General features: G+C 72.5%; 20 protein-coding genes and 1 pseudogene. 6 read left to right on the top strand and 15 right to left on the bottom strand.

The features are described from left to right. The first annotated feature begins 58 nt into the window (after positions 1–58). The 4 genes and pseudogenes from ACFYWQ_RS11650 to mgt all read left to right on the top strand — a co-directional run bounded on the left by ACFYWQ_RS11650 (position 59) and on the right by mgt (position 4,432). Positions 59–997 carry a carbohydrate ABC transporter permease gene (locus tag ACFYWQ_RS11650; protein ID WP_389515198.1) on the top strand — a complete coding sequence of 313 codons (939 nt, stop codon included), beginning with the start codon at positions 59–61 and terminating at the stop codon, positions 995–997. After that, positions 994–1,827, top strand: a complete 834-nt coding sequence (locus tag ACFYWQ_RS11645; RefSeq protein WP_389515196.1) for a carbohydrate ABC transporter permease — start codon at positions 994–996, stop codon at positions 1,825–1,827. Before ACFYWQ_RS11650 ends, ACFYWQ_RS11645 begins: the two co-directional genes overlap by 4 nt. Beyond that, positions 1,827–3,104 carry an ABC transporter substrate-binding protein gene (locus ACFYWQ_RS11640; protein ID WP_389515194.1) on the top strand — a complete coding sequence of 426 codons (1,278 nt, stop codon included), beginning with the start codon at positions 1,827–1,829 and terminating at the stop codon, positions 3,102–3,104. Before ACFYWQ_RS11645 ends, ACFYWQ_RS11640 begins: the two co-directional genes overlap by 1 nt. Positions 3,105–3,198: 94 nt before the next feature. Further along, positions 3,199–4,432 (top strand): annotated as a pseudogene (gene mgt, locus ACFYWQ_RS11635) (macrolide-inactivating glycosyltransferase). Positions 4,433–4,543: 111 nt separating this feature from the next. Here mgt and ACFYWQ_RS11630 read toward each other — a convergent pair. Then, entirely contained in the window at positions 4,544–6,835 is a 2,292-nt protein-coding gene (locus ACFYWQ_RS11630; RefSeq protein ID WP_389515192.1) for an MMPL family transporter, read from the bottom strand. A 355-nt stretch (positions 6,836–7,190) separates the two neighbouring features. Between ACFYWQ_RS11630 and ACFYWQ_RS11625 the strand changes: the two genes are divergently transcribed. Next, positions 7,191–7,739 (top strand): DUF1697 domain-containing protein, encoded by a 549-nt coding sequence (locus ACFYWQ_RS11625; protein WP_389515190.1) that lies wholly within the window; start codon positions 7,191–7,193, stop codon positions 7,737–7,739. A 75-nt stretch (positions 7,740–7,814) separates the two neighbouring features. Next, positions 7,815–8,924 carry a ketopantoate reductase family protein gene (locus ACFYWQ_RS11620; protein ID WP_389515188.1) on the top strand — a complete coding sequence of 370 codons (1,110 nt, stop codon included), beginning with the start codon at positions 7,815–7,817 and terminating at the stop codon, positions 8,922–8,924. A gap of 267 nt (positions 8,925–9,191) precedes the next feature. Here ACFYWQ_RS11620 and ACFYWQ_RS11615 read toward each other — a convergent pair whose 3' ends face one another. From ACFYWQ_RS11615 to ACFYWQ_RS11550, 14 genes are all read right to left on the bottom strand, one after another. Beyond that, positions 9,192–9,932 (bottom strand): sirohydrochlorin chelatase, encoded by a 741-nt coding sequence (locus ACFYWQ_RS11615; protein ID WP_389515186.1) that lies wholly within the window; start codon positions 9,930–9,932, stop codon positions 9,192–9,194. Between the two features lie 6 nt (positions 9,933–9,938). Continuing rightward, entirely contained in the window at positions 9,939–10,853 is a 915-nt protein-coding gene (locus ACFYWQ_RS11610; RefSeq protein ID WP_389515184.1) for an ABC transporter permease, read from the bottom strand. Beyond that, positions 10,840–11,649 carry an ABC transporter ATP-binding protein gene (locus ACFYWQ_RS11605; protein WP_389515182.1) on the bottom strand — a complete coding sequence of 270 codons (810 nt, stop codon included), beginning with the start codon at positions 11,647–11,649 and terminating at the stop codon, positions 10,840–10,842. Before ACFYWQ_RS11605 ends, ACFYWQ_RS11610 begins: the two co-directional genes overlap by 14 nt. Before the next feature lie 14 nt (positions 11,650–11,663). Further along, on the bottom strand, positions 11,664–12,770 hold the full coding sequence (locus tag ACFYWQ_RS11600; RefSeq protein WP_389515180.1) for an aliphatic sulfonate ABC transporter substrate-binding protein: 1,107 nt from the start codon (positions 12,768–12,770) through the stop codon (positions 11,664–11,666). A 230-nt stretch (positions 12,771–13,000) separates the two neighbouring features. Beyond that, on the bottom strand, positions 13,001–14,335 hold the full coding sequence (locus ACFYWQ_RS11595) for a sulfate adenylyltransferase subunit 1 (RefSeq protein WP_389515177.1): 1,335 nt from the start codon (positions 14,333–14,335) through the stop codon (positions 13,001–13,003). A 2-nt stretch (positions 14,336–14,337) separates the two neighbouring features. Further along, the gene (cysD, locus tag ACFYWQ_RS11590) at positions 14,338–15,282 is read right to left on the bottom strand and encodes a sulfate adenylyltransferase subunit CysD (protein ID WP_389515175.1); all 945 of its coding nucleotides are present in this window, start codon (positions 15,280–15,282) and stop codon (positions 14,338–14,340) included. After that, entirely contained in the window at positions 15,279–15,839 is a 561-nt protein-coding gene (gene cysC / locus ACFYWQ_RS11585; protein ID WP_389515935.1) for an adenylyl-sulfate kinase, read from the bottom strand. The genes cysD and cysC overlap by 4 nt, the downstream gene beginning before the upstream one ends. A 62-nt stretch (positions 15,840–15,901) precedes the next feature. Then, a complete protein-coding gene (locus ACFYWQ_RS11580) occupies positions 15,902–16,621 on the bottom strand; it encodes a phosphoadenylyl-sulfate reductase (RefSeq protein ID WP_389515173.1) in 720 nt (239 codons plus the stop codon). Then, complete coding sequence (locus ACFYWQ_RS11575; protein ID WP_385066436.1) at positions 16,618–16,800, bottom strand: hypothetical protein; 183 nt, start codon at positions 16,798–16,800, stop codon at positions 16,618–16,620. The genes ACFYWQ_RS11580 and ACFYWQ_RS11575 overlap by 4 nt, the downstream gene beginning before the upstream one ends. Further along, entirely contained in the window at positions 16,797–18,494 is a 1,698-nt protein-coding gene (locus tag ACFYWQ_RS11570; RefSeq protein ID WP_389515171.1) for a nitrite/sulfite reductase, read from the bottom strand. Before ACFYWQ_RS11570 ends, ACFYWQ_RS11575 begins: the two co-directional genes overlap by 4 nt. A gap of 129 nt (positions 18,495–18,623) precedes the next feature. Next, complete coding sequence (locus ACFYWQ_RS11565; RefSeq protein ID WP_309486338.1) at positions 18,624–18,707, bottom strand: putative leader peptide; 84 nt, start codon at positions 18,705–18,707, stop codon at positions 18,624–18,626. Positions 18,708–18,834: 127 nt separating this feature from the next. Then, positions 18,835–19,407 carry a GNAT family N-acetyltransferase gene (locus ACFYWQ_RS11560; RefSeq protein WP_389515169.1) on the bottom strand — a complete coding sequence of 191 codons (573 nt, stop codon included), beginning with the start codon at positions 19,405–19,407 and terminating at the stop codon, positions 18,835–18,837. Positions 19,408–19,453: 46 nt separating this feature from the next. Beyond that, complete coding sequence (locus tag ACFYWQ_RS11555) at positions 19,454–20,746, bottom strand: hypothetical protein (RefSeq protein ID WP_389515167.1); 1,293 nt, start codon at positions 20,744–20,746, stop codon at positions 19,454–19,456. A 666-nt stretch (positions 20,747–21,412) separates the two neighbouring features. Next, positions 21,413–22,696, bottom strand: a complete 1,284-nt coding sequence (locus ACFYWQ_RS11550; RefSeq protein ID WP_389515165.1) for a GAF domain-containing protein — start codon at positions 22,694–22,696, stop codon at positions 21,413–21,415. Positions 22,697–22,763 lie beyond the last annotated feature (67 nt).

Here is a 22,763-nt window from a genome sequence, read left to right as displayed (position 1 = left end):
CCGGCCCTTCACGACCATGGCGGAGCCCGCCGGAGCCGCCGGGAAGGGGGATCGCTTCGTGCCGACGACGACCGAGGAGAGCCGTACGGTGCGCCGTGCGCCCGGCACCGGCCCGCCGGTCCGGCGCACCGGGAGACCCGGCGCCTGGTTCCTCGTCCTGCCCGCGCTGATCCCGATCCTGGTGCTGAGCGCCGGCCCGCTGCTGTACGGGATCCTGCTGGCGTTCACCGACGCCCAGTCGGGCCGGACCACGCCCACCCAGTGGATCGGCGCGCTCAACTTCCGGGACCTGTGGCACGACACGCTGTTCTGGGAGTCGTTCCGCATCGGGCTGGTGTGGGCGGTCGGGGTGACCGTCCCGCAGTTCCTGCTCGCCCTCGGCCTGGCTCTGCTGCTCGACCAGGAGCTGCGGCTGCGCTGGCTCGCCCGCGCCCTCGCGATCGTCCCCTGGGCGATGCCCGAGGTCGTCGTCGGCATCATGTGGCGGCTCGTCTACAGCCCCGACGCCGGTGTCCTCAACGAGACCCTGCGCGACCTCGGCCTCGGCGACGGACGGGACTGGCTGAGCGGCCTGTCCACCGCCCTGCCCGCGGTGATCGCCGTCGGCGTCTGGGCGGGCATGCCGCAGACCACCGTCGCCCTGCTCGCCGGGCTCCAGAACACCCCGCGCGAACTGCACGAGGCCGCCGCGGTCGACGGCGCGGGCGCCTGGCGCCGCTTCCGCACGGTCACCTGGCCCGCGCTGCGCCCCGTCGCCCTCGCGATCACGGCCCTCAACTTCATCTGGAACGTCAACTCCTTCGCCCTGGTCTACGTCCTGACCAGCGGCGGCCCCGGCGGCCGCACCCGGCTTCCGATGCTCTTCGCCTACGAGGAGGCCTTCCGCTACGGGCAGTTCGGCTACGCGGCGGCGATGGGATGCGTGATGGTCGTGGTGATCTCGGTGCTGCTCGCCCTGTTCCTCGTGGGCCGGCTCAAGGGGGGTGACGAGACATGAGGACGAGCGCCGCGGGCCGGGCCGGCCAGTACCTCGCCCTGCTGGCCTATCTCGTCTTCCTGGCCTTCCCCTTCCTGTGGCTGGTCTCCACCGCCTTCAAGTCGCCCAGGGAACTGGGCGGTCTGCACCCGTCGTGGATCCCGGCGGACCCCACCCTGGCCAACTTCCGGCAGGCCTTCGAGGAGCAGCCGCTGCTGCGCGCCGCGGGCAACTCCCTGCTGGCCGCCGCCGGGGCCGCGCTGATCGCCGTACTGCTCGCCACACCCCTGGCCTACACCGTCGCCCGCCGGCGCACCCCGCTCGCGCGCGCCGCGACGGGCTGGGTGGTGGTCAGCCAGGCGTTCCCGCTCGTGCTGGTGATCGTCCCGCTGTTCCTGGTGCTGAAGAACCTGCGGCTGATCGACTCCCTGGCGGGGCTGGTCATGGTGTACGTGGTGTGGGCGCTGCCGTTCGCGCTGTGGATGCTCGTCGGATACGTGCGCGCGGTGCCCGTCGAGCTGGAGGAGGCGGCCGCCGTCGACGGGGCCGGACGGCTGCGCACGCTGGTGTCGGTGACGGCGCCGCTGCTCGCCCCGGGGATCGCGGCGACCGGACTGTTCGCCTTCGTCACCGCGTGGAACGAGTTCTTCTTCGCGCTGGTGCTGCTGAAGTCGCCGGAGAAGCAGACCCTGCCGGTCGTCCTCACCCACTTCATCGGCGCCGAGGGCGTCGCCGACCTCGGGCCGCTGGCCGCCGCCGCCTTCCTCGCGACCCTTCCCTCGCTCGTCGTCTTCGCGGTGATCCAGCGGCGGATCACCGGCGGGATGCTGGCCGGGGCGGTGAAGAGCTGATGCGCGCGACGGCCGCGGGCGTCCTCGCCCTGGTCCTGCTGCTGGCGGGCTGCGCGGGCGGCGGCGACGGCGACGACGGCCCGGTCACCCTCCGGTTCCAGTCCCTGGCCTGGCAGGAGGAGTCCGTCGAGGCCAACAAGGAGCTGGTGGCGGAGTGGAACGCGGCCCACCCGGACGTCCGGGTGGAGTACGTCCAGGGAAGCTGGGACAGCGTCCACGACCAGCTCCTGACCTCCTTCGAGGGCGGCGAGGCACCGGACGTCGTCCACGACGCCTCCGACGACCTCGCGGACTTCGCCTACGGCGGCTACCTCGCCGACCTCACCGGCCTGCTGTCCGAGCGGCTCCGGGCCGACATCCCGTCGCGCAGCTGGGAGACGACGACCTTCGGGGACGGCGTCTACGGCGTGCCCTTCCTCCAGGAGCCACGGGTCCTCATCGCCAACGCGACCTGGCTGAGGGAGTCGGGGGTGCGCATCCCGACGCCCGAACGGCCGTGGAGCTGGACGGAGTTCCGGGAGATCACCGAGCGGCTCGGCGGCGACGGCCGGTACGGCGTGGCCTGGCCGCTGAAGGACCCCGTCTCCGCCACCCTCAACCTCTCCCTGTCGGCGGGCGGCCGGCTCTTCCACCGGGGCGCCGACGGCAAGGTCACGGTCCGCTTCGAGGAGGGCGACGAGGTCGTGCCGCGCACCGTCCACGACCAGGTCGGCGTGGACGGCAGCGCCCCGGACTCGCTGCTCGGCAGCGGCGGCTCCGACACGCTGCCCGGCTTCTTCGCCGGCAAGTACGCGATGATCCCGCTGGGCTTCTCCTACCGCCAGCAGATCGTCCAGCAGGCCCCCGAGGGCTTCGACTGGCAGGTGCTGCCCGCCCCGGCCGGCGCCGACGGGCTCACCCAGGGCGTCAGCCCGCAGACCCTGTCCATCGCCGAGGACAGCCCGCACAAGGAGGAGGCCGCCGCGTTCATCGACTTCCTCCTCCAGCCGCCGAACATGGTGCGGCTGGCCCTGGGCGACTGGATGCTGCCCACCGGCACCCGGGCCCTCGCCGACCCGGCCCTGCGCACGACCGAGGACGACTGGGCGACCGGCACCGCGCTCGCCGGCCATCTGAGCCCGGCGCCCGCCCAGTCCGTCCGCGGCTACCCGGAGTGGAAGGACAAGGTCGCCACCCCCGCCTTCCAGGAGTACTACAGCGGCGCGATCGGCCTGGGCGAGCTGCGACGACGGCTGGAGGAGGACGGGAACCTGGTGCTGGCGCGCTACCAGCGCTGACGGCGTGGCCGACGCCGACTCGGGCCACCGGCGCGGGCCACGCCGACTCGGGCCACCGGCGCGGGCCACCTGCCCGGGCCGCCGACTCGGGCTAATTCGGTTGCACGAGACGTATCGTCTCGCCTACGGTCGGCGACATGACCGCTCCCGCCCACATCGCCATGTTCACCATCGCCGCCCACGGCCATGTGAACCCCAGCCTGGAGGTGATCCGGGAACTCGTCGCGCGCGGGCACCGCGTCACCTACGCCGTCCCGCCCGCCCTCGCCGACAAGGCCGCCGGGACCGGCGCCGAGGTGAGACCGTGGCACTCCACCCTGCCCTCGCCCGACGCCGACCCGTCGGCCTGGGGGACCACCCTCCTCGACAACGTGGAACCCTTCCTGGACGACGCGATCCAGGCGCTGCCCCAGCTGACCGAGGCCTACGCCGGGGACGAGCCCGACCTCGTCCTGCACGACATCGCCTCCTACCCGGCCCGCGTCCTCGCCCACCGCTGGGGCGTGCCCGCGATCTCCCTCTCGCCCAGCATGGTCGCCTGGGAGGGCTACGAGGAGGAGGTCGCCGAGCCGATGTGGGCCGAGCCGAGGAAGACCGAACGCGGCCGGGCCTACTACGCCCGCTTCGGCGCCTGGCTGGCGGAGAACGGGATCACCGAGCACCCCGACTCCTTCGCCGGCCGGCCCGCCCGCTCCCTGGTGCTCATCCCCAGGGTGCTCCAGCCGAACGCTGACCGGGTCGACGAACGGGTGTACCGCTTCGTCGGTGCCTGCCAGGGCGACCGCGGTGCCGAGGGCACCTGGACGCGGCCCGCCGGGGCCGCCAGGGTCGTCCTCGTCTCGCTGGGCTCGGCGTTCACCAAGCAGCCCGACTTCTACCGCGCCTGTGTGGAGGCCTTCGCGGACCTGCCCGGCTGGCACCTGGTGCTCCAGATCGGCAGACACGTCGACCCGGCCGAACTGGGCGACGTGCCCGCGCACGTGGAGGTGCGCTCCTGGGTCCCGCAGTGGGCGGTCCTCCAGCAGGCCGACCTGTTCGTCACCCACGCCGGCGCCGGCGGCAGCCAGGAGGGGCTGGCCACGGCGACCCCGATGATCGCCGTACCGCAGGCCGTGGACCAGTTCGGGAACGCGGACATGCTCCAGGCGCTCGGTGTGGCCCGGCAACTGCCGACGCGGGAGGCGAGCGCCGAGACCCTGCGGGCCCTCGCCCTCGCCCTGGTCGACGACCCCGAGGTCGCCCGGCGGCTGAAGGAGATCCGGGCCGGCATGGCGCGGGAGGGCGGCACGCGCAGGGCGGCCGACCTCATCGAGGCCGAACTGCCGTAGCGGCACGCGCGCGTGGAGCGGCGCGTACCGCTACGGCGGCGAGCGCACGCGAGGGGGCCCGTCGACTCCCCTGTGGTCGACGGGCCCCCGGCCGGAGGAAGGCTGGGTGCGTCAGACCCGTACGGGCTCGCCCTCGTCGTCGTGCGTCACCGGCGCGGCGACGGCGTCCGGGGCCTCGTCGTGGGTGAGGTCGGGCAGCCGGTGCAGCCACGTCGGCAGGTACCAGTTGCGCTCGCCCAGCAGCGCCATCACCGCGGGGAGCAGCACGCCCCGGATCACCGTCGCGTCGATCAGGACGGCCGCCGCGAGACCCACGCCCATCTGTTTCATGGACTGCATGGACAGCGTGCCGAAGATCGCGAAGACGGCGACCATGATGACGGCGGCGCTGGTCACGACACCCGCCGTGGTGACGACGCCGTGGGTGATCGCGTCCCTCGTCGTCCGGCCCCGCAGCCGTGCCTCACGGATCCGGGAGACCACGAACACGTGGTAGTCCATCGACAGCCCGAACAGGATCACGAAGAGGAACAGCGGCAGCCAGGTGACGATGGCACCCACGCCCTCCGCGCCCACCAGGGAAGCGCCCCAGCCGTGCTGGAAGACCGCCACGAGGATGCCGTAGGCCGCCCCCACCGACAGCAGGTTCAGCACGATCGAGGTGAGCGCGATCGTCAGCGAGCGGAACGACAGCAGCATCAGCCCGAAGGCGAAGACCACGACGAAGGCGAAGACCGGGACGACGGCTCCGGCGAGCTGGTCGTTGAAGTCCTTCGAACCGGCCACCTGCCCGGTGATCGGCGCCTCGACGCCGTCGACCGCGCCGAGGGTCGCCGGCCGCACCTCGTCCCGCAGCGTGTCCAGGCTCGCGCCCGCCTCGTCCAGGTCGGAGCCGCCGACCAGCGGCACGTACACGAAGGCGACGTTCTGCGCGTCGTGCAGCTTGATCTCGACGGGGCCGCGCGAGGCGCCCGAAGCGACCGCCCGCTCACGGAAGTCGGCGAGCGCCGCCTGCACCTCGGGCGCGTTGATGTCCTTCGCCTTCACGACGACCTCGGCCGGCTCGGAGCCGCCGGGGAACGCCTCGTTGAGCCGGTTGTACGTCTGGACGATGGGCAGCGAGTCGCCGAACTCCTGGTCCAGGGTGAGCTGCTGGGTCTTCATGCCGAGCGCGGGCGCCGCGACGGCGAGCAGGGCGCCGGTCGCGACGACCACGGAGACGACGGGCTTGGCGAGCACACCCTTCAGGACGGCCGTCCAGAACCGGCTCCCGCCGTTGCCGCCGTTGCCGGTGGTGCCGTTACCGGTGGTGTCTGCGGTGCCGGTGGTGCCGCGGCGCCGCAGGAAGGGGATCCGGCCCTTCTCGACCCGCTCGCCCAGCAGCGACAGCAGCGCGGGCAGCACCGTCACGGAGCCGACCATCGCCACGGCCACGACCATCAGCGAGGCCAGGCCCATCGCCTCGAACTCGGCGAGCCCGGTGAACAGCATGCCCGCCATCGCCACGCACACCGTCACACCGGAGACGACGATCGCGCGGCCACTGGTCGCGGCGGCGATCCGCAGCGCGGTCCGCGCGTCCCGGCCGGCGGCCCGCTCCTCACGTTCCCGGCGCAGGTAGAACAGGCAGTAGTCGACGCCGACGGCCAGACCCACCAGCAGCATCACGGAGTTCGCGGTGTCGCTCATCGGCATGACGTGGCTGATGACGCCCATCAGGCCCATCGTCGCCACGATCGCGGTGATCGCCAGCAGCACCGGAAGCAGCGCCGCGACCAGCGCGCCGAAGGCGATGAGCAGAATGCCGAGGGCCACCGGCACCGCGGAGTACTCGGCCTTCTGGAAGTCGTCCCCGAAGGCGTCGTCGAACGTCTTCATCATGCTGGCGCCGCCGATCTCCTCGATCCGCAGCGACGCGTGGTCCTCCCGCACGCCCTCCACGGCCTTCAGCACCGGCTCCACCCGCTCGCCCGCGGTGGCGGAGTCGCCCCTGATGTCGAACTGCACCAGCGCGCTGCGGCCGTCCTCGGAGATCGTCCGCGTGTCGTACGGCGAGGTGACGTCGGTGGCCTCGCCGGTGCCCTCGACGGCCGTGACGACCGCCTCGACGGCCGCGCGGAACTCGGCGTCGGTGGCCTTCAGACCGCCGTCCTTCGCCTGGACGAGGACCGTCTCACCGGCCGGCTCCTCGATCCCGGCGTCCTCGACGATCCGGGCGGCGGTGTGCGTCTCTCCCTTGAGCTGGTCGCTGTCGTCGACGTCGACCCGGCCCGCCGCCGACCCGAGCCCCATGGCCAGGACGACGAACAGCACCCAGATGCCGACGGCCGCCCAGCGGTGCCGGGCGCTCCAGCCGCCGGCCCGCGCGGCGATGCCCCGCACCCGTGAATCTCCGTTCCCCATGACGGGCTGCCCCCTCGAGGTGCGGTGGCGGCCCCCTGCCGCCACCTTCCGCTTCGACGGTAGGGGCGGCATAAAGCCATCTCGTCGTGCTGCCCGGTGACGTACCGGCCGCCCGGCTCCTCCCCTCGGACCCCGGCGCCTCACCGCACGGGAGGAGGCGGGCCCTTACATCTATGCCGGCGGTCTCGGGGACCGTGATCAGGGGAGCGACGCGGCCGCCCGGTCCGTCCGGCAGCATTCCCCTTCCACCAGAGTTTCGCCAACCCGTCCCGCCGGACCGGGCCCCGCGGCCACCGCGCCCACCCCCACGGGGCACGGCGGCCGACCTGGGACAGAAGCGCCCTAGGGTGGGCGGATGACGACGACATACGCGACGCTGCTGCGCGGCATCAACGTGGGCGGGGCCCGGAAGGTCCCGATGGCCGACCTCCGCGCCCTCCTGGAAGGCCTCGGACTCGGCGGTGTGCGCACCTATCTCCAGAGCGGCCAGGCGGTCTTCTCCTCCGTTCACGGGGACGAGGACACCCTCGCCGCGGAGATCGCGGGCGCGATCGAGACGCGGTTCGGGTTCGGCGTCGACGTGATCGTCCGCGACCACGCTTATCTGAAGGCCGTCGCCGAGGCCTGCCCGTTCCCGGCCGCCGACCTGGAGGCCAGACAGCTCCACGTCACCTATCTCTCCGCCCCCGTCGGGCCCGACCGCTTCACCGGCATCGACCGGGCCGCCTTCCTGCCCGAGGAGTTCCAGCTCGGCGACCGCGCCCTGTACCTGTACGCCCCCGACGGCCTGGGCCGCTCCAAACTCGCCGAACAGCTCTCCAAGCCCCGAGGGAACAAGCGGCTGATCGCCACCACCCGCAACTGGAACACCGTGGTCAAGCTGGTGGAGATGACCGGGGGGTGACCCCCGCGGCGGGGCGGAGCCCCTCACCCCAACTGTTGTGACGGGTCATCGGCTCGACTGTGCGAGGCTCGCCCCATGCGCTACGTCATCATCGGGGCAGGGGCGGTCGGCGGGGCCGTCGGCGGGCGGCTCGCCCAGTCCGGTCAGGAGGTCGTGCTGGTCGCGCGCGGCGCGCACCACGCGGCACTGCGCGAGGAAGGGCTGCGGCTCAGGGTGCCCGAGGGCGAACTGGTCCACCGGCTGCCCGTCGTCGACGGGCCCGCCCCGCTCGGCACCCTGCGCGTCGACGACGTCCTCGTCCTCGCCGTCAAGACGCAGGACAGCGAGGCCGCCCTCCGGGCGTGGGGGCCGACGCCGGTCGCGGGCGGCGGCACGGCCGCGGAACGGCTGCCGCTGGTATGCGCGCAGAACGGCGTCGAGAGCCAGCGCCTGGCCCTGCGCCGCTTCCGGCACGTCTACGGCGTCTGCGTGTGGCTGCCCGCCACCCACGTCCGGCCCGGCGTCGTCACCGCCGCCGGCAGCCCCCTCACCGGCATCCTCCACCTCGGCCGCCACCCGCACGGCACCGACGACACCGCCCGCCGTATCGCCGCCGACCTGGAGAGGGCGCACTTCGAGGCGCCGGTCGTCCCGGACGTGACACGCTGGCAGTACGCCAAGCTGCTGTCCAACCTGGGCAACGCCCAGGAGGCCGTCAGCGGCCCGGTCGACGGCGAGGAGGCCGTCGCGCTGTACCGGAGGGTGCGCGCCGAGGGCGAGAACGTGCTGCGGACCGCCGGGATCGCCTACGTGGGCGAGGCGGAGCAGGCGGCGGTACGCGGGGACAAGGTCACCCAGGTGCCGCTGGACGGCGTGATGCGCGGCGGCGGCTCCTCGTGGCAGTCCCTCAGCCGGGGCGCCGGCAGCATCGAGGCCGACTACCTCAACGGCGAGATCGCGCTTCTCGGCCGCCTCCACGGCGTACCGACACCGTTGAACGAACTGCTGCAACACCTCGCGAACACCTTCGCGCACGAGCGCCGGCCGCCCGGCTCGCTGCCCCTGAGGGAACTGGCCCGGCTGGCCGACGAGGCCGTCGAGGCCGCTGAGGCAGGGGGCCCCGGGTCCGCCGGGTCGGGCGGGTCCGCCGAGTCCGCCGGGTCCGCGGAGTCCCCGGAGTCCGCCCGGTCCGGCCGGGAGATCTGAGCGCACGCCGTCCCGGCGCGCGGAACCGGTTCACGGCGGGACCGGTTCACCACGGGACCGGCTCACCACGGGACCGGCTCACGGCGGGACCGGCTCACCACGGGACCGGCTTACGGCGGGACCGGCTCACCACGGGACCGGCTCACCGCGGAACCGGCTCACGGCGGGACCGGTTCACCGCGGGACCGGCTTACGGCGGGGCCTGTTCACCAAGGGACCGGCTCACCGAGGGACCGGCTCACGGTGTGACGCGGCGGTCAGGCGCCCCTACGCGCCGATGGCGGTCAGCCGGGGCACCCGGGCCGCGTCGTAGCGCTCCAGCAGGACCCGTGCCACCTCGGGTGCCGGGCCCAGCACCTCGGCGAGGACGTCGGCGCCGGCCGCCCCCCGCGCGATACGGTCCGGCAGGAAGCCGGGGGCCAGGACGTAGGGGGCGACCGCCACCGTCGAGCAGCCCAGTTCCCGCAGCTCGCGCACCGCGTCCTCGGTGCGCGGCAGGGAGGCGGAGGCGAACGCGGGCCGCACGGCGCACCAACCGGTGTGCCACCACTCCCGCGCGATATCGGCGATCACCGCGATCGCCTCCGGGTCGGTGGACCCCGCCGAGGCCAGCACGACCCCGGTGGAGGACCTGTCGGCGGGCGACAGCCCCGCCTCGTACAGCCGCCGTTCCAGCGCGGACAGCAGCAGCGGCGACGGTCCGAGGACCTCCGCCTGGCGGATCCGCAGCCGCTGCGGCGCGTCCCGCAGGACCGCCGGGATGTCCGCCTTCGCGTGGAAGGCGCGCGTCAGCAGCAGCGGCAGCGCCACGACGTCGCGGACGCCCTCCGCCGCCAGGGACTCCAGCACGCCCGGCACGGACGGGACGTTGAAGTCCAGGAAGCCGGTCTCCACGCGCAGCCCGGGCCGCAGCGACCGCACCCGGCGCACCAGGGCGTGGACGGTCGCCGCGTGCCGCGGATCGCGGCTGCCGTGGGCGATGACGAGGAGGACCGGCTCTCTGTGCATGCGATGTCAGCCCTTCACCAGCAGACCCCGGCCGCGCAGCACCCGCCGCTCCAGCGGACTGAAGATCAGCAGGTCGATCGCGATACCGACGAACAGGATGAGGATGATCGCCTCGAAGACCATCGACATGGAGCTGGCGTTGCGGCCGTTCTCCAGCAGCGCGCCCAGGCCGATGCCCAGGTCGGGGGAGGAGGCGATGATCTCCGCCGCCATCAGCGAGCGCCAGGAGAAGGCCCAGCCCTGTTTCAGACCGCCCAGGTAGCCGGGGAGCGCGGCCGGCAGGACGATGTGCCAGGCCCCCTTCAGACCGGTCGCGCCCATCGTGCGGCCCGCCCGCAGGAACAGCGGCGGCACCTGGTCGATGCCGGAGACCAGGCCGTTGGCGATGGACGGGACCGCGCCGAGCAGGATCACCGCGTACATCATCGAGTTGTTCAGGCCCAGCCAGATGACGGCCGGCGGCACCCAGGCCACCGAAGGCAGCGACTGGAGTCCGGACAGGATCGGCCCGATGGCCGCGCGCACGAACTTCACGCGGGCCACCAGCAGACCCAGCGGGGTGCCGATGGCGAGCGCCAGCAGGAAGCCCAGCAGACCGCGCGAGACGCTGGTCCAGATGTACCCGAAGAACCTGCCCTCCAGCCAGGCGTCGCGGAACTCGCCGCCGACGTCGGCGGGCGAGGGCAGCTTGGTCGGATCATCGACGATCTTGAAGGAGACCAGGGCCTGCCAGACGACCAGGACCACCGCGACGGCGACGATCGGCGGCAGGATCTTGCCGACGAAGGTCTGACGGAAGGACGTACGGCCGGTGACACCGGACTCCAGGGCGTCCAGGCCCGCCTCGACCGAGGCGGTCTGCCGGTCGTCGTCGGCGCTCCCGGTCCGCTCGTCCGTCGTCTTCGTCTCAGTGCTGGCCATGACGGCGGATCTCCCCACGCAGGACTTCTGTGATCTCCAGGGACAGTTCGGCCACGGGGGCGTCCTCGATGCGACGGGGCTGCGGAAGGCCGACCGTCCACTCGCGGGCCACCCGGCCGGGCCGGGAGGAGAGCAGGATGACGCGCTGTGCGAGCCGTACCGCCTCCCGCACGTTGTGCGTGACGAACAGGACCGACAGTCCGGTCTCCGACCAGATGCGGGTCAGTTCGTCGTGCAGCACGTCCCGGGTGATGGCGTCGAGGGCCGCGAACGGCTCGTCCATCAGCAGCAGCCGGGCGTCCTGCGCGAGGGCGCGCGCCATCGCGACACGCTGGCGCATACCGCCGGACAGCTCGTGCACCCGCTTGCCGTACGAGCCCTTCAGACGGACCAGTTCGAGCAGTTCCTCGGCCCGGTCGCGCCGTTCGTTCTTCGCGACCCCGCCCAGCTTCAGGGCGAGCTCGATGTTCTTGCCCGCGGTCAGCCACGGGAACAGGGCGTGCTCCTGGAACATCAGGGCGGGACGCCCGTCGGTGCTGATGCTGCCGGCGGTGGGCCGGTCGAGCCCCGCCACCAGGTTGAGCAGCGTGGACTTGCCGCAGCCGGAGGCACCCAGCAGGGTGACGAACTCGCCCGGCGCGACATCGAGGCTGATGTCGTCCAGGACGAGTTGCTGCCCCGCGGGCCCGGCGAAGGACTTCGAGACGTGCTCGATGCGGGCGGCGTACTCCACCGACTCGGCGCTGTCCGCCTTGACGAGGGTCGTGGCCATGGTCGTCACCTCCTGGGAACTCATGCGACTGGGGGGGGCTACTCGGCGCCGAGGCCGGCGTCGTCGGCGGTGCTCTCGCCCTCGGCCACGAGGACCTTGTTCAGGAGGGTGAGGTCGTAGATGCCGTCCAGCTCCGGGTCCTCCAGCAGACCGGCCTGCACCGCGTGCTCCGCCTCGGTCTTGAGGGTGGAGGCGAGCGGGTCGTCGGTGAACCGGATGGACTCCCAGGCCGGGTCGAGGACGTCCGCGGGCAGTGCCGCGCCGGAGTCCGACTCCAGCTGCGCGTTGGCGGCGGTCTTCGCCTCGTCGGGGTGGGCGCCGATGTAGGCGTTGGCCTCGACCGACGCCTTCAGCACGGCCTCGACGGCCTTCGGGTGCTCCTTGAGGAACGTCTGCGACACGATGATGTTCGTGATCACGAACTTCTTGTCGGGCCACAGGTCCGCTTCGTCGATGAGCACCTTGGCGCCCTCGGCGACCAGCTTGGAGGCGGTGGGCTCGGGCACCCAGGCGCCGTCGATGGAGCCGGACCTGTAGGCGTCGGGGGTGGTCTTGTTGTCGGTGCGGACGACGGAGACGTCGCCCTTGCCGCTCTCGGCGTCGACCTTCCAGCCCTGGTCGGCGATCCAGTTGAGGAAGGCGACGTCCTGGGTGTTGCCGAGCTGGGGGGTGGCGATCTTCTTGCCCTTGACGTCCTTCACGGACTTGATCTTGTCCGGGTCGACGACGAGCTTGACGCCGCCGGAGGCCGATCCGCCGATGATGCGGAGGTTCTTGCCCGAGGACTTGGTGTAGCCGTTGATGGCGGGGGAGGGGCCGATCCAGCCGATGTCGAGGGAGCCGGAGTTGAGGGCCTCGATCTCGGACGGCCCCGCGTTGAACACCTGGTAGGTGGCCTTGGTGGCGCCCAGGGCCTTCTGGAAGTAGCCCTTGTTCACCCCGACGAGCGCGGTCCCGTGGGTCAGGTTGCCGAAGTAGCCGATCTTCACGGAGTCGAGTCCGTCGATCTTCTCCGCCCCGGCGGCGATCTGCTGGGCGGACGACGCGTCCTGGGCCTTCGACCCGTAGCCGCAGGCGGCGAGGGCCAGCAGGGGGAGGACGGCCATCACCGCGAAGGCACGGCGGAGGCTGGGTGTGGCAGGCACGGGAGGTGTTCCTCTCGTTGGCCCGGCGGTCACGGTGTCGCTGGTCGTGGCCGGGAGTTCGGCAAGTCTGTTCGTCTCGTCCGGGACGGTGCTCGGCGGGTGAGGGCGCGCGGACACGGCGCGGACCTCACCACGCACCTCGCGCCACTGAGCCCGGCCCGCTGTCGAGCGGGCCGCTGCCGACGCGGCCGCCCCCCTTCGGGCACGTCACGCAGTGGCCGGTGGTCATGTCAGAAGTCCCACCCGTCGTCCTCGGCCTCGTCCTTGACGGGCTCGGGCGCCGCGAACGACTCGCCGACCATGCCCGCCGTGAGCGTGGTGCCGTCGCTGGGGTCGATCAGGATGAACGAGCCCGTGCGGCGCGAGTCGGCGTAGGAGTCCACCGGCAGCGGCTCCGCGGTGCGGATCTTCACCCGGCCGATGTCGTTGGCGACGAGCTGCCCCGGGTGCGGGTGCAGCGAGAGGTCGTCGAGGGTGAGGCGGGACGGGATGTCCTTGACGATCGCCTTGACCGTGCGGGTGCCGTGCTTGAGCAGCACCCGGTGCCCGACGGTCAGCGGCTGGTCGGCGACGTGGCACACGGTGGCCTCGACGTCCTGCGTGGTGGCCGGCGCGTCCTTGCTCGGCACGATCAGGTCGCCGCGCGAGACGTCGATGTCGTCCGCGAGCAGCAGCGTCACCGACTGCGTCGTCCACGCCACGTCGACGGCCCGGCCGAGCAGGTCGATCCCGGCGACCGTCGTCGTCCGCCCGGACGGCAGGACGGTGACCTGCTCGCCCACCCGGAACGTGCCGGCGGCGATCTGGCCCGCGTAGCCCCGGTAGTCCGGGTGCTCGGCGGTCTGCGGCCGGATCACGTACTGCACGGGCAGCCGTGCGTGGCAGTGCGCCAGGTCGTGGCTGACCGGGACGGTCTCCAGGTGCTCCAGGACGGTCGGGCCGCCGTACCAGTCCATGTGGGCGGAGGGCTCCACCACGTTGTCCCCGGCGAGCGCCGAGATCGGGATCGCGGTGACCTCCGGGACGCCCAGCTCGGTCGCGTACGCCGTGAACTCCTCGGCGATCGCGGCGAACACGGACTCCCGGTAGTCGACCAGGTCCATCTTGTTCACGGCGAGCACGACGTGCGGGACGCGCAGCAGGGCCGCGATCGCCGCGTGCCGGCGGGTCTGCTCGACGACGCCGTTGCGCGCGTCGACCAGGATCACCGTCAGCTCGGCCGTGGAGGCACCGGTGACCATGTTGCGCGTGTACTGCACGTGGCCCGGCGTGTCGGCGAGGATGAACCGGCGGCGCGGGGTGGCGAAGTAGCGGTACGCGACGTCGATGGTGATGCCCTGCTCGCGCTCGGCGCGCAGGCCGTCCGTGAGTAGCGCGAGGTCCGGGCCCTCCGCGCCACGGCTCGCCGAGGCGCGCTCCACGGCCTCCAGCTGGTCCGTGAGGATCGACTTGGAGTCGTGCAGCAGCCGGCCGACGAGAGTGGACTTGCCGTCGTCGACGGAGCCGGCGGTGGCGAACCGCAGCAGGGTCGTGGCCGAGAGTTCCTCGGTCGTGGTCGTGCTCATGCTTAGAAGTACCCCTCGCGCTTACGGTCTTCCATCGCGGCCTCGGAGAGCTTGTCGTCGGCGCGGGTGGCGCCGCGCTCCGTCAGCCGGGACGCGGCGATCTCGGCGATGACCTGCTCCAGCGTCACCGCGTCGGAGTCGACGGCGCCCGTGCAGGACATGTCGCCGACGGTCCGGTAGCGGACGAGCCGCTTCTCGACGGTCTCGCCGTCCTTGGGGCCGCCCCACTCGCCGCCGGTCAGCCACATGCCGCCGCGCGCGAACACCTCGCGCTCGTGCGCGAAGTAGATCTCCGGCAGCTCGATGCCCTCGCGGGCGATGTACTGCCAGACGTCCAGCTCGGTCCAGTTGGACAGCGGGAACACGCGGACGTGCTCGCCGGGGGCGTGGCGCCCGTTGTACAGGTTCCACAGCTCGGGGCGCTGCCGGCGGGGGTCCCACTGGGAGAACTCGTCCCGCAGGGAGAACACCCGCTCCTTGGCGCGGGCCTTCTCCTCGTCGCGGCGGCCGCCACCGAAGACCGCGTCGAACTTCTCCGACTGGATCTTCTCGGTCAGCGGCAGGGTCTGCAACGGGTTGCGGGTGCCGTCCGCACGCTCCTTGAGCACACCCCGGTCGATGTAGTCCTGCACGGAGGCGACGTGCAGCCGCAGGTTGTGCCGGTCGACCGTGCGGTCGCGGTACTCGATGACCTCCGGGAAGTTGTGCCCGGTGTCCACGTGCAGCAGCGAGAACGGCACCGGCGCCGGCGTGAACGCCTTGAGCGCCAGGTGCAGCATGACGATCGAGTCCTTGCCGCCGGAGAACAGGATCACCGGGTTCTCGAACTCGCCCGCGACCTCGCGGAAGATGTGCACCGCCTCCGACTCCAGCGAGTCGAGGTGGCTGAGGGCGTACGGGCTGTCGGTGCCCTCTTCGCCCCCCTTGGCCTTGGTGACGGTCGTCACGCCAGTCCCCTCTCGCTGAGCAGCGCGTAGACCGACGCCGCGGACTCCTGCACGGTCTGGTTCTGCGACTCGATCCGCAGATCGGGTGACGCGGGCGCCTCGTACGGGTCGTCGACGCCGGTGAGGCCGGACAGCTCGCCCGCCGCCTGCTTGGCGTACAGGCCCTTGACGTCGCGCTCGCTGCACACCTCGACCGGGGTCGCCACGTGCACCTCCACGTAGGCCGTGCCGCTCGCCTCGTGTCGCTTGCGGACCGCGTCACGGCTGTCGGCGTACGGCGCGATCACCGGCACCAGCGCCTTGACGCCGTTGCGGGCGAGCAGATCGGCGAGGAAGCCGATGCGCTGCACGTTGGTGTGCCGGTCCTCGCGGCTGAAGCCGAGGCCCGCCGAGATGAACTCGCGGATCTCGTCGCCGTCGAGCACCTCGACGAGGTGGCCTTCCTCGCGCAGCCGGCCGGCCAGCTCGTACGCGATGGTGGTCTTGCCGGCACTCGGCAGACCCGTGAGCCAGACGGTGGCTCCGGTCGTCACGTGATTCTCCTGGGTCGCAGTGATCGCTTCTGTAACAGCAGTAGCAACAGGAGCTGTGGGAGTCGTATGAATGACCTTGGTGCTCGTCATCCGTGCAGCCCGCACTCGGTCTTGGCGCGGCCCGCCCAGCGGCCGGCGCGCGCGTCCTCGCCCTCCAGGACCCGGCGGGTGCAGGGTGCGCAGCCGACGGAGGTGTAGCCGTCCATCAGCAGCGGGTTGGTCAGGACACCGTGTTCGGCGACGTAGGCGTCGACGTCGTCCTGGGTCCAGCGGGCGATGGGGGAGACCTTGACCTTGCGGCGCTTCTCGTCCCAGCCGACGACCGGGGTGTTCGCCCGGGTCGGGGACTCGTCGCGGCGCAGCCCGGTCGCCCAGGCCCGGTACCCTCGCAGGCCCTCCTCCAGCGGCTGGACCTTGCGGAGCTTGCAGCACAGGTCCGGGTCGCGGTCGTGGAGCTTCGGGCCGTACTCGGCGTCCTGCTCGGCGACCGTCCGGCGCGGGGTGAGGGTGATGACGTTCACGTCCATCACGGCCTCGACCGCGTCCCGGGTGCCGATGGTCTCGGGGAAGTGGTAGCCGGTGTCGAGGAACACCACGTCGACGCCCTTGCGGACGCGGGACGCCAGATGGGCCACCACGGCGTCCTCCATGGAGGACGTCACACAGAACCGCTCGCCGAAGGTGTCCACGGCCCACTGGAGGACCTCCAGCGCGGAGGCGTCCTCCAGGTCGCGTCCGGCCTGCTCGGCGAGTGCCTTCAACTCGTCCTCGACGCGAGCTTCACGAGCTTCCTGAGCCGTCGTCATATCCGGTCATCCCCTCCGTTGTCGGCTCGCTGAACGCCACGGGCGAGGAGCCCGAGGTACTTCAGCTGGAATGCGCGGTTGCACGCCGCGCATTCCCAGGCGCCGTGGCCCTGCTCACTGGGACGCAGGTCCTCGTCGCCGCAGTAGGGGCAGTAGAAGGGGGCCGCCCGCTCACTCATGACAGGGCCTCCTCACCGGCCCGGGCCGCCCAGGTGGCGAACCGCTCGCCGTCCTCGCGCTCCGCCTGGAACCGCTTCAGGACGCGCTCGATGTAGTCCGGCAGTTCCTCGGAGGTCACCTTCAGACCGCGGACCTTCCGGCCGAAGCCGGCCTCCAGGCCGAGCGCGCCGCCGAGGTGCACCTGGTAGCCCTCCACCTGCTCGCCGCGGTCGTCGAGCATCAGCTGGCCCTTGAGACCGATGTCCGCGACCTGGATGCGGGCGCAGGCGTTCGGGCAGCCGTTGATGTTGATGGTGATCGGCTCGTCGAAGTCCGGGATGCGGCGCTCCAGTTCGTCGATCAGGGCGGAACCGCGCGCCTTGGTCTCGACGATGGCCAGCTTGCAGTACTCGATGCCGGTGCAGGCCATGGTGCCGCGCCGGAACGGGGAGGGCTTGGCGGTCAGGTCCAGCGCCTCCAGGGCCTCGACCAGCGACTCGACCTGCGCCTCCTCGACGTCCAGCACGATCATCTTCTGCTCGACGGTGGTGCGGACCCGGCCCGAGCCGTGGGCCTCGGCCAGGTCGGCGATCTTCGTCAGGGTGGTGCCGTCGACGCGGCCCACGCGCGGGGCGAAGCCGACGTAGTAGCGGCCGTCCTTCTGCCGGTGCACACCGACGTGGTCGCGCCAGCGCTCCACGGGCTGGGCCGGGGCGGGGCCGTCGACGAGCGTGCGCTCGAGGTACTCGTCCTGGAGCACCTGGCGGAACTTCTCCGGGCCCCAGTCCGCGACCAGGAACTTCAGCCGGGCGCGGTTGCGCAGCCGCCGGTAGCCGTAGTCGCGGAAGATGGAGACGACGCCCTCGTGGACGTCCGGGACCTCGTCCAGCGGGACCCAGGCGCCGAGCCGGACACCGATCTTGGGGTTGGTGGACAGGCCGCCGCCGACCCAGACGTCGAAGCCGGGACCGTGCTCGGGGTGGACGACGCCGACGAACGCGACGTCGTTGATCTCGTGCGCCACGTCCAGCAGCGGCGAGCCGGAGATCGCGGTCTTGAACTTGCGGGGCAGGTTCGAGAAGGCCGGGTTGCCGATGACCCGGCGGTGGATCTCCTCGATGGCCGGGGTGCCGTCGATGATCTCGTCCTCGGCGATGCCGGCCACGGGCGAGCCGAGGATCACACGCGGGGTGTCACCGCAGGCCTCGGTGGTGGACAGGCCGACCGCCTCCAGGCGGTTCCAGATCTCCGGCACGTCCTCGATGCGGATCCAGTGGTACTGGACGTTCTGCCGGTCGGTGATGTCCGCGGTGCCGCGCGCGAACTCCTGCGAGATCTCGCCGATCACGCGCAGCTGCTGGGTGGTGAGCCGGCCGCCGTCGATACGGACCCGCAGCATGAAGTACTTGTCGTCCAGCTCCTCCGGCTCCAGGATCGCGGTCTTGCCGCCGTCGATCCCGGGCTTGCGCTGGGTGTAGAGCCCCCACCAGCGCATCCGGCCGCGCAGGTCGTTGGGGTCGATCGAGTCGAAGCCCCGCTTGGAGTAGACCGTCTCAATGCGCGTCCGCACGTTGAGACCGTCGTCGTCCTTCTTGAACTGTTCGTTGCCGTTGAGCGGGGTGAAGTGACCCACGGCCCACTGACCCTCACCGCGGTGACGGCTCACCTTGCGGCGGGGCGCGGAGGCGGCAGGATTCTGCGGGGTGGCGGCCATGGTGAATACGTCCTTCGGGACAGGCGGAATGCGACGCTGACCTGCGCGTACGGGCGCATGGGCATACCTGCGCGCCATTGCGCGGGCGGGAAGTGCTGGAAGGGAGCGTGTCGGCGGTGCTGCGGCTCGTCAGCTCGCCGGACAGATGGCGCTGGACATGCGGCCGAGGTCGACGTGCCGCCGACTCACCAAGGCAATTCCAGTTCCAGACATGACGAAAGCGTGTCACGGCGATCTGGACACAGTCCAGCTTCGTCCGTCATGCGGACACCCTTGTCCCGAAGGGTGAGACAAGGGTGTCATCGGTCACATGTGCTGCGCGGTGTCTTGTCCGCGCAGGTCAGGCTGGGTATGCGCCCGGCCAGGGGCCCGGGGTGGCGACCTCGGCCTCCTCCTCGACCTTGGTGTCGAAGAGCCGGAAGCCGCGCCGCTGGTAGTTGTCCATGGCGTACTCGCCGTCCTTGCTGCACGTGTGCAGCCACACCCGCTTGGTCGGCGGCAGCGTGGGCCAGCGGTCCCCCAGGTCCCAGGCGCGGGCCGCGCCGTACGACAGCAGGTGTCCGCCGATCCGCCGGCCGCGGAAGGCGGGGATCAGACCGAAGTAACCGATCTCCACCACCGCGTCGTCCCCGGGATCGAGCTCCACGTACCCGGCCGGTGTGCCCCGGTCGTAGGCCACCCAGGTCTCCAGGCCCGGCCGCTCGAGGTGCTCCTGCCAGCGCGCGTGGCTCCAGCCCAGCCGGTCGGTCCAGCGGATGTCACCGCCGACGGAGGCGTACAGGAAGCGGCTGAACTCGGGCGAGGGGACCTCGGAGCGGACGATCCGGACATCGCCCTCGGGCGCGGCGGCCGGCAGCAGGTCACTCGGCGCGGTCTGCTCCAGGGACCAGGTGGTCACGGGAATGTTGGTCATGCCGGTCAGGGAACCATCCGTTCCGCCGGTCTGTCGATCGCGCCCGTCACTTCGCCGACCGGTCGACGGAGGCCAGGGGCAGCGCGAACAGCACCCGGCCGGACTGCGTCCAGACCTCACCGGTCTGCGCCGAGTAGGAGAGGGACTCGGTCCGGGTGCTCCAGCAGGTGTGGCTGCCGTCGGCGCCGCAGGTGGCGCCCCGTGCCCCGTCGGTGTCCTGCCGCCACAGCGTCCCGTGCCGGTGGTCCGTGGCGGCCGCCCGGGTCAGGTACCAGGCCGAGCCGTGCGCCAGCACGCCCCGCACCCCGGTCGCCTTCGTGCGGTACGCCTCGGTCGCCCGGACCCGTCCGGCCGCGTCGGAGGCGAGGAGCCCGGTCCGGCCGGGCGCCGGGTCGAGGGCGTACCGCCACAGCCGGGCGCCCCGGTCGTTGTCGTCGAGGGTCCACTCCCCGGCGACCAGGGTGTCGGGGGAGGTGCTGCGGTCGAGGGAGACGGTGGCCGGGCGCGGGGCGTCCGCACCGCCGTCCAGCCGGTAGGAGGCGACGGCGGGCAGGACGTAGCGGCTGCCGTACGCCGACCAGCCGCCGGGCACCCGCCCGATCGCCGCACCGCTGACGGTGGCGCGCTGGACGCGGTTCAGGTCGTAGACGTACAGCGCGGTGCCGTCCTCCTCGTCGGCGGTGACCAGAAGTTTGTCCTCGGACCAGGCCATGCCCGAGACATGGGAGACCAGTCCCCGGTAGTCGCGGCCGCCGTCGACCGGTACGGCGAGCAGCGCCCAGGTGTAGGCGAGGCGGTCCGGGGCGCCCGCGTCGACGAAGGCGATCCGGGCCAGGCCCCGGTCGGTGCTCGGGCCGGTGCTGCGCGACCAGCCGGAGAGGATCACCCGGTGCGCGCCCCACAGCCCGTCGTCGTCGGCCTCGCCCGAGGTGGTCACCGCGCCCGGCTGCCAGCCCCGGGTGTCCGCGGCGTCCCAGCAGTAGGCGTGCGTGGCGGAGGGGGAGACGGGCAGCGCCCGCCGCTCCGCGTCCGTACAGCCGGCCGCGTCGCGCAGGGTGCGGTCGGCGTCGCCGAGCACCGCGCCCACGCCGACCGGCGGACCCATCTCCGCGGCGAGCCGGTCCAGGGAGGCCCGCGGCACCAGGTTCTCCGTCAGCCGCAGGGCTTCGGTGTCGGTGGAGGCGGTGAGCGGTTCCAGGGCTCCGGGGCCGTCCGGGACCGTCGCCTGGGAGGCGCTGATCATGGTGGCGGCGGCGGTGAGCGCCAGCGCCGTTCCGGTCAGGAACGCGCGCAGTGCCTTGCCCCGCCTGTGCCGGCGATGTCGGCCACGATGTTTCATTCGTCCTCCCGAGGCGGGGCCAACTGCGCCTGATGATCCTTACGTTGAGCGAGGAGCAGGTGGGGTGACCCGTAGGGGGATGCTACGGCAGTGGGCGTCCGCCCGGGCCCGGACCTCGCACATACGCGGAAGTCGCCGCGGCACACGCGGGCGCACGGCGTGAAAAAGGCGGCGAGAGCGCCGTACGGTACGACATCCGTATTCGCCCCGACCGCGGCACGAAAGCCGTGGCCAGGGCGGGTGAGGCGCACCCGGGGCGCCGGGGCCGGGGCGCGGCCGGCGTGGCCGGGACGCGCCCATCGTGGCCACCCTGGAACTGGCGGCCGACGTGAGGAAGTTCGAGCGGCCGGCGATCCCGGGCGACGGGATGTCAGGGAACGGGATGCCGGGCAACGGGATGCCCGGGAACGGGGCGGTCCGGGGATGCCGGGCAGCGGGAAGTCGGGCAATGGTGCCTGGAAACGGGGCGGTCCGGGGATGCCGGGCAGCGGGAAGTCGGGCAATGGTGCCTAGAAACGGGGCGGTCCGGGGATGCCGGGCAGCGGGAAGTCGGGCAGCGGGTTGCCGGGGAGCGGGGAGGTCCGGGGATGCCGGGCAGGGGATGCAGGGGAGCGGGGCGTTCCGCGGGACGCCGGGGAAGTCGTGGGCGTGACAGGGCGGTCGTCGTCAGGACACGGGGTCCGTCGCCCGCGCCTCGGTCACCGCGGGCGCCATGGAGTGCGGCAGGAGGTCCTTCGGGTCGTCCGGCAGGAGCACCGCCACCTCCGCGTCCTCGGAGAACCGGTAGGGCCGGTGCTCCAGGAGCCCCCCGAGGTACCGCCGCACCCGGGACAACTCGGCCCGGACGGTCACCGTCCGCCCCGGATCGCCGAACACGTCCGCCGCCAGCCCCGCCGCACTGCGCCCGCCCCGGTGCACCGCCAGCAGGTACAGCAACTCGGCGTGCCGGGGACTGAGTTCGTGCGACCACGCCCCCGCCCCGCCGGTCACCGCCACCGACCACCGGCGCGGCCGCGTCACATCCAGCTCGATCCGGGTGGTGCCGCGCGGCAGCGGCTCCGCGGCGCCCTCCAGCGCGCGCACCAGCCAGCCCCCCGCCAGCGGCTCCACCGAGCACAGCCCCAGCACCGGCAGCCACCGGCGGCCCGGCGAGGTCGACCGGGGCAGGGTGATCCGGGCCGCGTACGGCATCCCGCTCACGGCCGCGGTCCAGCCGTCCCGGTCCACCGCCGCCGCCCGGCCGCCGAGCCGGGCCAGCACCGGCGCCGCCACCGCCCGCAGCCGCTCCAGCGCCCCCAGGTGCAGCTCGCGCAGCTTCGCCTCGGCGAGCTTGGCCACCGCGTCGACCCAGGCGAGCGTGGCCGGATGCATCGTCTCCAGCGGCCCGCTCACGTCCACCACGCCCAGCAGCCGGCCGTCCCGCGGATCGGTGATCGGGGCGCCGGCGCAGGTCCACGCCGCGTGCGAGCGCACGAAGTGCTCGGCCGCGAAGACCTGGACGGGCCGGCGCACCACCGCGGGCGTCCCGATCCCGTTCGTCCCGACGACCTCCTCCCGCCAGTCCGCGCCCACCTCGAAACCCAGCCCGTCGGCCCTGCGCAACACCGGGGAACAGCCCTCCCGCCACAGCACCCGGCCCTCGTCGTCGGCGACGACCATGATGTGGTGGGCCGCGTCCGCCACCGACAGCAGCCCCTCCCGCAGCACCGGCAGCACCTCCCGCAGCGGTGACTGCTCACGGCGCCGGCGCACCTCGTCCACACTGAGCAGCCCGGCTCTGAAGTCGTGCTCGGGGTCCACGCCGCTGCGCAGCATCCGCTCCCAGGACTGCTCGATCACCGGCCGGGGCGCGATCCTCGTCCGCCGGCCGGAGAGCTTGGCGTCGCGCACCTCGTTGAGCATCCGCGCCGCCCGTGCGGCATCGACGGCCGCGAGCTGGGGCACGGTCATCGGCGACTTCGCCACTGGAGCCTCCCGGTGAACACACAGGCACAGGACCGGGTGTCAAGCTCCTGCG

Origin of the sequence: Streptomyces sp. NPDC003247 (genome assembly GCF_042888135.1) — a bacterium.
In the GTDB taxonomy this organism is placed as follows: Bacteria; Actinomycetota; Actinomycetes; order Streptomycetales; family Streptomycetaceae; genus Streptomyces.
This window is presented reverse-complemented; position numbering and strand designations above follow the sequence as displayed.